This is a genomic window from Rhodococcus sp. WS3 (assembly GCF_003797085.1).
Classification (GTDB): Bacteria; Actinomycetota; Actinomycetes; order Mycobacteriales; family Mycobacteriaceae; genus Rhodococcus_F; species Rhodococcus_F globerula.
Genome location: NZ_RKMA01000005.1, coordinates 212,212 through 224,925 on the forward strand (window position 1 = coordinate 212,212; position 12,714 = coordinate 224,925).

The following is a 12,714-nucleotide window of genomic DNA, read 5'->3' on the forward strand; positions in this document are numbered from 1 at the left end:
GACCGGGGTACTACGGGTGATACTTGCAACGAGAATGGGTTCGCAGAACCAGCCAGATCCATATTCCTTCGAGTTGCATGTTCTTCGCCAACTCGTCGATCGAATGGACCTGGAGATGCACTCGCAATCGAGCGGCTCATCACCAACCGCGACGCTTGTGCTCAAAAAAGTGATTGCTCGAATCGTTTGATAAAGGGCCAGCCGGACGTCCTACCGACAATCTCTCTGCCTGGAGAATCCACACCGTGAGCCATACCCGAAAGTGAGATTCTCTGCTCGGAGAGCAGATACCACCTACTCGTTGCCACGTTGTCCAGTTCCGCTGCAACAGAACTGCAAAGAATGGTCTGGCGTCGCGAGCAGTCGTTTACCGAGCAGTCGTTTACCGAGCAGTCCGGCACGAGTTGTCAGACGCAGTCGGCTGTTATCCGAGATCACTGACACAGCGCGTGAACGAAAACCTCTCGATGTCCTGGAAATGACTCCTGGCTTGCGAGTTGCGAGTCCGGTTGGATCCCGCCGTTCGCGGAGATAATAAGTTGTTCAACGCCTTCAGCACGGGAACCGACGTCATGTGCTGCGCACACGGCAGTAAATACGTTCGCACTCAATGTATTTGTCTATCCCGAACATCGATGTAGAAGTCCGTGCGTCTGGTTCCTCAGTCCTTCCGACCGATCTCGAGCAGTTGGTGCTTCAGATCAACCCGGGGCTGTCGCAGACGAAGGGCATTGGAACCGTCACCGACGCACAACTATTGATCACCGCCGGTGGAAACACCGATCGACTGAAGTCGGAAGCGTCTTTCGCAGCACTCATCGTTCCGGGAACGACAGCTGCCGAGATTGTATTACCGAAATTGGCCGATTCATTGAAAATCATTCTTCAGCAACGCAAATCAATCAGCGAGGACGTGGAGAGGATGCTCGATGACCACCCTCTTTCCCGGGTCCTGACCTCCATGCCGGGCATCGGGGTCTTCGGCCGGCGCACGAATCTTGCTCGAGGTCGGTGACGGTTCAGCATTCGCCTCAGCCGCTCACCTCGCCGCCTACGCCGGGATCGCACCCGTGACCCACCGCTCGGGGACTTCGATCCGCGGGGAACACCCCGCCCGATCAGGTAATCGCAAACTCAAACGCGCCCTGTTCCTCTCGGCGTTCGCCGCGTTGCACGACACCGCCAGTCGCACCTACTACGACCGAAAACGAGCCGAAGGAAAAAAGCACAACGCCGCCCCCATCTGCCTCGCCAGACGCCGCTGCGATGTTCTCTACGCCATGCTCAAGAACCACGAACCCTATCGATCACCCGCCGTGACTGCCGCTTGACGAAAACAATAGGGACACCCCCCGGATCATTGATGACAGGGGCAAGACGTCATACCAGGTCTGGCGACCGCAGCCCTCATTTCAAGGACCTTCTAGAAGATAACGGGGTGATCGAAGCGTGCGTGTACCGATGTGGATCCCGAAATGGTATTTTCATTGGTATGAGCACGCAGATCGCGGTACGCCTACCCGATGACATCGTCGAATTTCTCGACGGAGAAGTCAGTGAGGGGCGAGCGAAAAGCCGCGCTCAAGTGGTAGTGCGTGCGTTGGAAAAGGAGCGACGCCGCCAGCTTGCCGCGCGTGATGTCGAGATTTTGTCGCGAGACAGTGATGCTCGTGATGTGAATGTTGTTGCCGCGCATGGAAAGAAAATTTGAGTGCGGCCGATTCATGACGTATCTCTCGATGGTGTGGAGTCGGTATTGGTCCTGACCAGGGAATTGGTTCGGCCGCATCTCGATGTTGTCACCGTGGCTCCGATCCATCCGGTAGGGCGTGGGTTGTCGACGGAGGTCGCTGTTGGTGAGCGCAACGGCGTTGGGGATGGATCGGTAGTTGATTGCGATTCGGTAATCACGATTTCGGCGGCCGACCTCGGCCCGAATCGTGGATTCCTGTTTCTGTCGCAGGAGAAGTTGTTGTCGCAGGCGCTACGATCCGCCTTCGATCTCGAATGAGGACCACAACGCTCGGGAGGACATCGCGGTGGTGAAGAACTGGGGACAAATTCCGCTGTTCGATCTCGATACTTCATCGGATTCCGCCGTGGATGAGTCCGAAAATGATTCGGAGCCTACGCTTTTCGAGCTGGATGACGATGCGGCACGTTTAGGTTCCGGAAACGCGACGCCTTCCGCTTACGAGACACCCCTTACCGAGGAGGACGCGCCCGCTGTCGAGGAGGACCCATCCGCCGGGAGTGTGATCGATGTCGACCGGGGTGATGAGCCGATGTTGCCGGACGTCGGGCCCGTGGACCAATCGGAGGCACCCCACCAATCAACTGAAGCCGTTACGGTCGACCCGGCGACTCTGCCTTCCGTCGGCGTAGAAGCGGACGGCCACGCCGTCATCGTGACCGCCGCCGGGGCGTTCGCACCGTCGGGTGAGAAGCTGACCGGCCCGGTCGATTCCATCGAAAAGCTCGACAAGCTGATTCGCTGGGCCACCCTCACCCCGCTGGGCGCTCCTGCGCAGGTGTGGGTCGTCGGAATCGATGCATGCGAAATGCTCGGCTGGATCATCGATCCGGGCGACGAAGACGACGTCGACGACATGGAAATCCTCCGCACCCGCGCCGCCGAGGAACTCACCGGCGTCCTGCACGCCACGTTGACGCCGATGCTCACCGCCGGGTGGGAGTTACGGGGCGATCCCGGCCACGTCGTCCACCTTTCCCGGACCACCGGGAAGTTCACATCGATGGTCGACATTTTCATCGAACCGTACGTATGGACATACTGGAACAAAGATTTCGGCTGGAACAACCGCGTCGGTGACATGGGGATTCTCGGATCACCCACCGCGGGAACATATCTCCCCGACGACGACCTGCCGGCAGCCCGCGAACTCGGGCGCCGCCTCTCCTGGTGCGCCCGCTACCTCGGTGTCCTGCCCGGCCCGACTCCAGCTCGCACCGGCGCCGCAGTCCTGGACAAGATCAAACGCGAACGCACTCGCAGCGGCAAGGGAATCGCGGTCACCACCGGCGGCCCCATCCCACCGCTCAACGGTGAACCCCGCGGCGACCTCGAACCCGAGGTGGGATGGACACGCGTCGCAGATTCCGACGATCTCACCGATGCCGCGCATCTGGTCTCGATCGACCAGCGGGCCGCGTACCTTGCATCTGCCGGCATGCTCGATTTCGGATACGGAAAGCCCCGTCACCTGATCGGCGAGAACGCCATCAGCGCAGCAGCATCGGGTGCCAAAGGTGCACCGTTCGGGTTGTGGCGCATCACGCTGCCCGCCGGCAACTCGCTCGCGTTGCCCGCGAAACTTCCCCTCCCACACCCGCATATGCTCGCCGATCAACCGGTGCAGACGTGGGTGACGTCCGTCAGCCTCGACGGGTTGCAAGCCCCCGTCGCTGACGGAGGTATCGGCGCCGAACTCGACGATCTCGACATCACCGAAGCGTGGGTCTACCCGGAGCAGGGCCGCGCTCTCGACAAGTGGGCGAAGATCCTTCGTGAGGGCCGCAAAGTCGCCGTCGACACCGGCGACATCGCCATGAAACGGTTCCTCGGTGCCTGCTACAAGGGCTACATCGGGCGAATGGTGAACCCGGACATGTGGACTGCCAAGCAGATGCAGCATCACCACCAGCCGCTCTGGCGTGCGTCGATCATTGCGCATTGCCGGTGGCGTGGCCGCCGGGTCGCGATGCGTATTGCACGCGAGAGTGGGCGGTGGCCGGTGCGAACGGTGACCGACTCCTGGGTCTACCTGCTCGGCGAGGGAGAGGACATCGCCGACGACAGTGATGCGCTGGGCAAAATGTCCGTGGAGAAACGTACTACCCTCAGCGAGACGCTGATCGACGCGTTCAACAAGGCGGACGACACACACGAGATGAATCTCGTCATCAAAGACGCATTCACACCAGACGAAGGGCAGTAGCGATGGCCCTGCATCTCCCGAAACCCCGATCGAAGAAGCCCGTACAACAGGCAGTGGGACTCGACGGGCTGAAAGTGTCCGTCGCCAACGCCGCGACCAGCGGAGTCGAGAAGTCCAAAACCGTCAAGACCGGGGGACTGGCCGGGCTGACGAGCAAAGTGTCCGTCAGGCAGATCCGCACACAGATCGGCAACGACGGACTACGTCAAGCCGCGATCGACGCCGGCCGCACACCACCGTCGGATCGCACCCTGCGCCGGTGGGCACAACAAGGCCGCATCCCGCACTCAGATGTCGCCGAGCGGGCACAACGCCGCGCAGCGATCGAGCGCCTCGGCGGTATCGGCGCAGTAGCGAAGAAGATCGGCCGCTCCCCGTCCGCTGTTTCTCGGTACAGGTCAGGAGCGACGAACGAGCTGCGCGCGGATGCGAAGAAGAAACTCAAGAAGGTCAAAGCAGACGACATCATGACGCGTGCCGGCGTTCTGCGCCCGGACGGTACCCCCAAGAAAGCGACCATCCGAGTCAAGGGCGGCGTCTCGGTGCGCAACGGATCGGAAGAAGGGTACGACTACCGAGTTCGCACACTGGATTTCGCGAACTCGGATGTACCGTTCACGGCAGAGGAATCGCGCGAACTCGCCTCTGCCCTCGCCAACGACGACAACGCACGCGTGGTGGCATTGCTCGAGCGGCATGCCACGCTGGACTATCCCGAAAACAAGGGATTCGATCGGTACAGCAACGATTTCGGCTTCCACTTCGACTCGATCGAGTCCGTCCACATCGACTGGAAATAACACCCAACGTTGGTTGTTCCATACGCGCGCCGTGCGCATCGACAGGCGTTGTTCGGCCTCACTTATGGTCCCAGGGCGCGCAATCGGGGCTGTACGCGTCGTACTGGACTAGTGTATTGAGTGCTAGCTTTTTCGTTAAGTAGATTTTTCTGTTCGTTGATGGCGTTGTGATCCTCGATCGGTCCATCCGGGTGTACATGATGCATGTCGTTGTTGGTATAGACGTGCCGGGCGAACAGCGCCCTGATCGGGCCGCTGTTATGTGGGTTGACGACTTTCCCGATTGTTGATCGGCAGTCGGCTTTGCGCTCCGGCGCTCGAGACGAAGGTAATGAGATCATGTCGCGCGAAACGAAGATGGGCTGCCCTGCGGCGTCCGTCGTGCTCGAGGCGCTCGAAGTTGCCGTCCGGGCGGCTGTGGCCGAGATGGACCAGTCGGGCGGGCAGGGGTGTGGGGTGTGGCCGAAGGCGAAATGCGATTCTTCGCGGAGGTCGAATTCCGTCGGCTGGTGGGTCGGAATGTCACGTTAACCAACCGGGGCGTGGTCTGCGCGATGTGCGCCGAGAGGTCACACCGTCGCATTCGGTGTGAATAACTGCATCATGTTGTCCTGTAATTGGGTGATGGGATTGCGCAGGAGCCGGTGGTGATGACGGCGTCCCCCGTCAGGGCCCGCGTGAACGGTTGAGTATCCGGCAGTTCGCTGCGCGGTCATATGGTTTTGCCGAAGAATGGCGAAACTATCCGGCCGGTTGATGATCAGACTGGTTTAATGGTCCGGGGATGCCGAGAGTCGAGGCGGAAAGCTGTGCGCCGATTCCTGTTGTCCCGCCGACGATCTGGGGGATGTCACATCGGCGGGACGGCTCAATTATGCGACTGGATCAGCAGTCGCGAGAGCGGTAGAAATATATATGGCACTGAGTGTCGGATGCCAGTCTTCGGCAGTTAACAGTTATTTGAGAGTTGTATTAACCATTCGGAATGCGAGTTTCCGTTAGAGGGACTTGCGGAAAATCAGTTGCCTCTTTTTCAGTTCGGGTTGTCGCGCGCGCAGGACACGGCGCAGTAGATTAACCGCATAATCCGGCAAGCCGCCAGCAGCGATGACGAAGTTTCGCACTGAGGGCACGGCGCGTATAGCCCCGACTGTGGGCGTCGATGAGCAGCTAGCTTTAGTCGTTGACGGCCAGCAACACAATCACGTGCACCGTCTCGGGCCAGCGGGTCTGTGAACTGGTCACGAACGCGGGTCGCAATATTCCCCCGGCGAGCGGGCTATCCTAGTCAATTCCGTTCACCGACAGACTCATTGAGGGCCCCGGGTGATCGTCAGTACTCGACCGGATGATGGTCCAGTCCCGTGTTTGGGAAGATTTCTGTATTGGGGGTTTTGGGCTTGGTTCGTTTTTTGGGTGCCAGATCACGTCGTTAATCGATGCTGACAAGTCCCGGCTGGCGACTGGAGTGGTTGTAGAATTTTTTGTTCATGATGGGTCGCCCTATATCCGCCGCTCTTGGCTAACGGCGGGGAAAGAGGAAGGGTGAAAGCAGTGGTCAATGGTTCGGTAGCGCTTGTGGGCAGAATGGTCGTCGATCTGCCGACGTCGACAGTCAGTGCGTGCCGTGCGGCATCGAGCATTCTCGGTGGGGTATTCCTCCAATCGGTGGAACGTCACGTCAACCAACCGGGGCGTGGCCTGTGCGATGTGCGCCGAGAGGTGGCCGCCGCACTTGGTGCGAAGAACTGTAATCATGTTGTCCTGCAGTTGGTTGACGGTATTTTGCGGGCGCCGTGGTGATGACTGTGGAGCCGGCGAACGGTCAATCGGCTTTGATCGTTTGTCATGTGGTGGACCACAGCAGGGATGGCGAATTGGTGGCTGCGGATGAGGCGGTGCTCGCGGATCTTTTGGCGGATGGTGGGGCGGACGGGGCCGCGAGGTTGGTGGGTGCTGTCGCTGAGCGGTACAGCGTAGACGATTACACCGCGGCGGCGGTGTTGCGATACAACGCGCGGAGGTCCGCTTGGGAGAGTCGAGTGTCGCGGTTTGTCGGACCACCTGTCATCCCGTAAGGAGGGTTGACAGGCCCGTGGGGTGGGGTGATCAGTTTCTGGGGGATGCGGTGTGAGGCGGCGCACTGACTTCACGTAGTGAAGTTACGAATTGGTGGGGATGACGACAACGGTATTCCGGCGAATTCTCTGTTCAGGTCGCCGTGGTGCAGGGATCCATGCCTGTTGTTCAGATATGCTCTGCCGCAGCGAGATCGATGTGCCATGAAGGTTTGATGGCACTGCATCGCAGGCAAGTGGTGGACGATCGCGTTCCCTCGATCGCCGGTGACGGGATGATGCAGGCACTACTAGAGTCACAGAATTTATCGGTGTTGCGGCGTTGACTAGAACCCAAGGTGCCGTACCTTGATCAGTTTTCGCCTGCCGTCGATACAGAACTGACGAGGTGCGATCTGCAGTGTCGGGGAGCGGGCGTGGTGGCTGGTCCGGAGCCGTGGACCGGGATGTTCGAGTCCTCGATCGCTGCCTGACCGACGAGGACATACAAGGCTGCGCGCGCCCATGCATGCATAGATGCGCGCAAGAAAGCAGGCATGGATGACTGTGGTGATGTCGCTTCGTCAAACCCGTGCGAGTCGAGGATTTGGAACTCGACTCGCACGCGATGTCGCTGAGTTATTGGTGTGGGCGCAGGGTACGGTCCTCGTGTAGGCGCTGACTACTTTGCTCGGGTGGGAAGTATCAGTCCTTCTCCGTGTGACGCTCTGATACGCGGCGGTAGGGAAGAGCCTGTTGTAGTTGAAATCGATTGCCGCGCAGAGAAATTTTGTCGAAGATCGATTCATGTTTCTTGAATCTCCGGCGAAATATTTGGCTACAGATGGCAGGATGCCTCGCTTGGTCTCGAGCTTGGTTTTCTCCGCAGGTAGGTGTGCGACCTCGGCGCGGAGCCGGGCGGCTTCTTGCTGTGGTGTCTCGCCGAGGTCGGCTGCGGCGCACTGCTGGTGCGGTGTGTGCGGATCGGGATACCCGCACCAGCAGCCATGTGGTCAGGGAGGTGTGGGATATGCCGAGATCGGCTGCGCGGACGCAAGATGGAGCGCCGCGTCGGATTGGGCGGCGATGCCGGCCACGGTCGTGCCGTCGGTTTCGCGATACAACTCGACTGCGTCGCGGCGGAACTCTTCAGTGTACTTCTTTTTGGTCATCGGGTTAGATCTACTCGCTTTCCTTGGTCTGACACCAGGATCAAGCGTGTCCATCACAGGGGCAAGGCCAGCCTTCCGAATTGACTGGGCGAGAACTTCCCACGCGGCAATCATCAACCTGCTCTTTGTAGTTCGGCGCGCTCGAGGACTCTTGGCACGCCCGATAGTCCTCACATCAAGTCCTGTCACCGGGTGAGGATCAATTGACTTCTCGGTCACCGCGCGCAGCACCGGCGCAATAACCGTTTTCTACCTTTAGGTCTCCCACACATTCAGGAGGCCCTGGTGAGTCATTACATCGAGCATTGGGATGCAGAGGACGTCGACGCCTGGGAATCCGGCGGCAAGGACATCGCGAAGCGAAACCTGATCTGGTCAGTGGTAGCCGAACACGTCGGCTTCTCGATCTGGTCGATCTGGTCCGTCATGGTGTTGTTCATGCCCACTGATATCTACGGCATCGACGCGGCCGGAAAGTTCTTCCTCGTCGCGGTTCCCACCCTGGTGGGTTCCATCCTCCGCATTCCGTACACGGTTGCCACCGCGCGTTTCGGCGGTCGCAACTGGACCGTCATGAGTGCGCTGTTCCTTTTCATACCAACACTTCTCACGCTGTACCTGATGATGAACCCGGGTGCGTCGTACACCACGTTCATGTTGGTGGCGGCTACCGCAGGCATCGGCGGCGGTAACTTCGCGTCGTCGATGACCAACATCAACGCCTTCTACCCGCAGCGGCTCAAGGGATGGGCGCTCGGTCTCAACGCGGGCGGCGGCAACATCGGTGTTCCGATGATCCAGCTGATCGGCCTGTTGGTGATCGCCACCGTCGGTAACCGTGCGCCGTGGATCGTGTGCGCCGTCTACCTCGTGTTCATCGCGGCTGCTGCCGTCGGCGCTGCACTGTTCATGGACAACCTGGGTAACCAGAAGTCTGACCTGCGCTCGATGGCCACGGCGCTGAAGTTCTCCGAGTCCTGGGTGATCAGCTTCCTGTACATCGGCACGTTCGGTTCGTTCATCGGATTCAGCTTCGCCTTTGGTCAGGTTCTGCAGATCAACTTCCTCGCCGGCGGTGCCACTCCGGCTGCGGCGGCGCTGCATGCAGCCCAGATCGCCTTCATCGGTCCTCTCCTCGGTTCGATCGCTCGCCCCCTCGGTGGCAAACTCGCCGACCGGATCGGCGGCGGAAAGATCACGATGTGGACGTTTGTCGGCATGGCCTTCGCGGCATCGGTCCTCGTGACGGCCGGGACGATGGACGACAACACCGCAGGCGTCGCAAGTGCCGGGATCATGGTGACGTTCGTTCTCGGATTCATCGCACTGTTCCTGCTCTCGGGCATCGGCAACGGATCGGTCTACAAGATGATCCCCGCGATCTTCGAGGCGAAGGCGCAGAGCTTCGACCACATGGATCGGGCGGAGAAGGCAACGTGGTCGCGCAGTATTTCCGGTGCTCTCATCGGATTTGCCGGTGCGGTAGGCGGTTTGGGCGGTGTCGGCATCAACCTGGTGCTGCGCGCGTCGTACACCAGCCCCGCGAAGTCGGCGACGATGGCGTTCTGGGTGTTCCTCGCCTTCTACATCGCCTGCATCGCAGTGACCTGGTTCGTCTTCCTGCGCAAGCCGTCCACGCTCACTACAGACGTCGACGACGCGAAGGTTGCGGTCACGGCGTGATTACCGCGCCACCTCCCGATATCTACTCGTCGAGACGGGGCGAGTTCAATCGGTCGTTGCAACCACTATCGGCGGCAACGACGCCGAGCTGCGGGCAGCGTTGCTCAACGCCTGCACACTAGGAGTCACCATCACTCGGTATCTGTTGAAAGTCCCAGCCATGGCCCAAGCTGACCACAGCGACATCGAAAGACTTCTCGTACCAGCCTTGCGCGCACTTGTAGAGGCACAACCAACTGCCCCAGATCCACAACCAACATAGAACGACTTCCCCCGAGCGCCCGTTCGAGCTGCAACGCCAGCTGACAGGCACCCCGATAGCATTCGGTACTGCCGATCGCATACCGGTACTAATGCGAATTTGAAACTCAACGCATCCGACTACTACAGGGCGGGCGGGAGGCTCACAGCGGAACACGCCACCGTAAGCCAGGAGGCGACGATGGCAAACCGGCAAATGGGGCGCGGCCAAGAGACAGAGCGGTGATCGATCGACGAACTGGGCGCTGCACAATACGCCGAGGACGCCGCGACGTTCCGCCTCGGTGAGTTTGTTCTCCGGGACCGCCCGGCAGTGAAGACAACCGGATCTGCTGCCGTAGGCGGGCTTTGTCCCACGCCGCGGTGCAACGCGCAATTTCTGTCAATGTGCTTGCATCCCTCGTGGTTACACCGGATTCGGTGAGCTCGTGATGGGCATGCATCGACGCTTCTTGCGCTGCTCGTCCACATTTGCGCTCTCGGAGAGTTGCCCCAAGAGCTCGTGTGCTTTTCTCATGATTCCCAGTGCGGTTTGGGTGGTGGCCAGCGGCCAGCTTCTTGTTCGCTTGTTCGAGTTCGCGTGTGAGTCGGGCGATCTCGGCCTGTTCGGCGGTGAGTTTGCCGGGTTTCTTGCCTCGAGGACGCCCGCGTCTCGTTGTTTGCGACATTCGCTGATCAGTGAGGAGTACATGCCTTCGCGGCGCAGGTACGCACCGCCTCCGTTGCTCTGGCAGGCCTGCTCGTACACGGTCAGGTGGGCGAGCTTGTCAGCGGCGGCGGCCGCGATGCGCTGTTGCTGGAACATCTCGTTACCCTGGTCCCAGGTCAGCGACCGACGCAGCGCGATGGGCATCCGCGTGAAGCGAGCGATGAGAGCGTACCCGACGATCTGGGCGGAGTGTCCACCACGGATCGCGACCAGGATGGTCAATCGCGTCTTGCGCTCGACGAGCGTCGCAATCGCGGATCGCTGGCCGGCGCCGATGATGAGGCCGCCCTCGATATGCACTACCTGACAAGCTTCCGCGTGGGCTGGCCGTTGCGCGATGGGCCGATCAGCCCTACCAACCCGACCAGGGCCACTTCGGCACCCATCCAGATCAGCGAAGTGAAACCGAGGCCGCGATGGTGATGGAATCCGCCTGTCCCCCGACGAAGTTGGACTCCTCCGGGGGACAGGGGAGACCGACTGCACACCGGCATCAATGTGTCGGGGCGGATTCCTTCGAAGTGGTCGGCGACGTATCGGTGTGCTGGCTACCAATCTCCTTGCGGGAGTTGGAGCTGTTGAACCGAGGGCGGAAACCGGCCAGGACGAGTGCGATGACGGCGGATCCGGCAGCGAGCGCCATGACGACGCGGAAAGCGTTCTCCGACGGCAGCGTTGCCCCACCGATGGAAAGGATTTGATCGGAACTGTGAAACCGGTACCCAAGTATCAAACGAGGCTGGGGAGGGGGTCGCTCGAAGCGACCTCGTCTCGCGTCTGCCGGTTCATCGTCATCATGCTTCCCTACCCTATAGGACCCCACCGGCAGCCGGCACTCATCCTCCACGCCAGAGCCCACACCAATCCGCCGAACCACCCCCACCCGAACCCCATCAGAATGGAGGTGCCATCACCCCAGGTCAGAACAGCAAACTAACAACCCCCACACCCGGAAAGGATGTAGGGGCCGTCAAGACAGAAGGGCGACTGCGGGCCAACCGCAAACTGCCGCCAGAACCAAGTCAGGTCTGTTGACGACGGTTGATTGAGACCACCACCGAGGGGTTCTATCTCTTTCAAGCCAGGACGGTTCGTGCGTGGGATGCCGATGTCGTCTCGCCCGGATCAACCCGGGACCCCCAATTTCCCGGCCGGAAGGCCATCACAATCTGATCCGAACGCGTTGAGCCCGAGCGGCTTTCGGCGCAGGAAAAACCTTCGATGCCGGACGGAGCATTGTCCATTTGATGACCTCGAATTGCCGATTCGGACGAGCATCAGCGGCAGATTGGGCGCCTCGTATCGGACACCGTCGGCGGGTGCGCCTACGGTGCAGGAATCACACACTCCCGACATGCCCGCCACCAACGTCTTGGCTGGGAATAACTAGGGCGGCGGTATGAACCGCGCCAACTCTAAGCAAGTTGTTCCGGCGAATGAACCGGACGGTCAATTGCTTCCACTCCACGGAGCTGGAACGAGAACCCAGACGACTTCCGCGCTCCGCTTGGCGCTGTTAGCCCACGTATGTGGTTCACCCCCGGCGAATGTGAGCGCGTCGCCCGCGCTGAGGTTCTGAACGCGGTTAGTGAAGAAGAGTTCAACCGACCCCTTGAGGACGTACAATACTTCGACCTCACAGTTGATCGTGTAGAGATCGCTTCCTCCCGAGCCTCCAGGTTCGATGGTCGAGTGGATCAGTTGCAGCATCGCCTGACCACGCGGTGTCATTAGGCGGTCGCGGACACCTGTCCCTCCAAGATTGATGGCGGGCGCCTCTTCCCCTCTGACCAGGGAGAGATCTGGCATTGAGAACAGCGAACCGACGTCGATGCTCATCACCCTGCACATCATGCTCAGGGAGGTCACGCTTGGGGATGTCTCGTCTCGTTCGACGCGGCTGAGAAAGCCCTTGGTCAGCCCCGTCGCCTCCGCTACCTGCTCAAGCGTGTATCCGCGGGCAGTCCTTGCGGCTCGGAGCTTCGGACCGATACGGACATCATTGCCTGGCGATATGGGTAAGGGTCTCAAATTTCCTCCTGACGAAATTTTCGTAGCTTATCTCCTGCCCAA

At 60.2% G+C, this 12,714-nt stretch carries 12 protein-coding genes and 1 pseudogene; 10 read left to right on the forward strand and 3 right to left on the reverse strand.

Annotated elements, in window-relative coordinates; genetic code table 11:
* Positions 1-814: 814 nt before the first annotated feature.
* The 8 genes and pseudogenes from EEB13_RS30470 to EEB13_RS30505 form a co-directional block, all read left to right on the forward strand.
* Positions 815-1,331: pseudogene (locus EEB13_RS30470) on the forward strand (transposase); the annotation flags it as partial.
* Between the two features lie 161 nt (positions 1,332-1,492).
* A complete protein-coding gene (locus EEB13_RS30475; RefSeq protein WP_084702366.1) occupies positions 1,493-1,711 on the forward strand; it encodes a YlcI/YnfO family protein in 219 nt (72 codons plus the stop codon).
* Positions 1,712-2,011 (forward strand): mRNA interferase MazF3, encoded by a 300-nt coding sequence (locus EEB13_RS30480; RefSeq protein ID WP_045063342.1) that lies wholly within the window; start codon positions 1,712-1,714, stop codon positions 2,009-2,011.
* Between the two features lie 28 nt (positions 2,012-2,039).
* Positions 2,040-3,959 (forward strand): hypothetical protein, encoded by a 1,920-nt coding sequence (locus EEB13_RS30485; protein ID WP_141486968.1) that lies wholly within the window; start codon positions 2,040-2,042, stop codon positions 3,957-3,959.
* Positions 3,960-3,961: 2 nt separating this feature from the next.
* The gene (locus tag EEB13_RS30490; RefSeq protein WP_045063341.1) at positions 3,962-4,759 is read left to right on the forward strand and encodes a hypothetical protein; all 798 of its coding nucleotides are present in this window, start codon (positions 3,962-3,964) and stop codon (positions 4,757-4,759) included.
* Between the two features lie 339 nt (positions 4,760-5,098).
* Positions 5,099-5,290, forward strand: a complete 192-nt coding sequence (locus tag EEB13_RS30495; RefSeq protein WP_045063338.1) for a hypothetical protein — start codon at positions 5,099-5,101, stop codon at positions 5,288-5,290.
* Between the two features lie 1,014 nt (positions 5,291-6,304).
* Positions 6,305-6,562 (forward strand): hypothetical protein, encoded by a 258-nt coding sequence (locus EEB13_RS30500; protein WP_045063336.1) that lies wholly within the window; start codon positions 6,305-6,307, stop codon positions 6,560-6,562.
* Between the two features lie 77 nt (positions 6,563-6,639).
* Positions 6,640-6,837, forward strand: a complete 198-nt coding sequence (locus EEB13_RS30505) for a hypothetical protein (RefSeq protein ID WP_141486969.1) — start codon at positions 6,640-6,642, stop codon at positions 6,835-6,837.
* 992 nt (positions 6,838-7,829) lie between these two features.
* On the opposite strand, the gene EEB13_RS30510 is transcribed toward EEB13_RS30505, so the two are convergent.
* Complete coding sequence (locus EEB13_RS30510; protein WP_141486970.1) at positions 7,830-7,988, reverse strand: transposase; 159 nt, start codon at positions 7,986-7,988, stop codon at positions 7,830-7,832.
* A gap of 282 nt (positions 7,989-8,270) precedes the next feature.
* Here EEB13_RS30510 and EEB13_RS30515 point away from each other — a divergent pair, with 282 nt between their 5' ends.
* Together EEB13_RS30515 and EEB13_RS32545 are read left to right on the forward strand one after the other, a co-directional pair.
* The gene (locus EEB13_RS30515) at positions 8,271-9,671 is read left to right on the forward strand and encodes an MFS transporter (protein ID WP_141486971.1); all 1,401 of its coding nucleotides are present in this window, start codon (positions 8,271-8,273) and stop codon (positions 9,669-9,671) included.
* Positions 9,655-9,933, forward strand: coding sequence for a hypothetical protein (locus EEB13_RS32545; protein WP_162487700.1), 279 nt, complete (start codon positions 9,655-9,657; stop codon positions 9,931-9,933). Before EEB13_RS30515 ends, EEB13_RS32545 begins: the two co-directional genes overlap by 17 nt.
* 405 nt (positions 9,934-10,338) lie before the next feature.
* Here the strand turns inward: EEB13_RS32545 and EEB13_RS32240 are convergent, their stop codons facing one another.
* Positions 10,339-10,941, reverse strand: coding sequence for a hypothetical protein (locus tag EEB13_RS32240; RefSeq protein WP_239654576.1), 603 nt, complete (start codon positions 10,939-10,941; stop codon positions 10,339-10,341).
* A 1,149-nt stretch (positions 10,942-12,090) separates the two neighbouring features.
* The gene (locus EEB13_RS30530) at positions 12,091-12,672 is read right to left on the reverse strand and encodes a helix-turn-helix domain-containing protein (protein WP_045063329.1); all 582 of its coding nucleotides are present in this window, start codon (positions 12,670-12,672) and stop codon (positions 12,091-12,093) included.
* Positions 12,673-12,714: the final 42 nt, after the last annotated feature.

Bases quoted from the DNA above. Each gene is read 5' to 3' on its own strand.
- EEB13_RS30490 (WP_045063341.1), top strand. From the start codon at position 3,962: ATGGCCCTGCATCTCCCGAAACCCCGATCGAAGAAGCCCGTACAACAG.
- EEB13_RS30495 (WP_045063338.1), top strand. From the start codon at position 5,099: ATGTCGCGCGAAACGAAGATGGGCTGCCCTGCGGCGTCCGTCGTGCTC.
- EEB13_RS30510 (WP_141486970.1), bottom strand. From the start codon at position 7,988: ATGACCAAAAAGAAGTACACTGAAGAGTTCCGCCGCGACGCAGTCGAG.
- EEB13_RS30475 (WP_084702366.1), top strand. From the start codon at position 1,493: ATGAGCACGCAGATCGCGGTACGCCTACCCGATGACATCGTCGAATTT.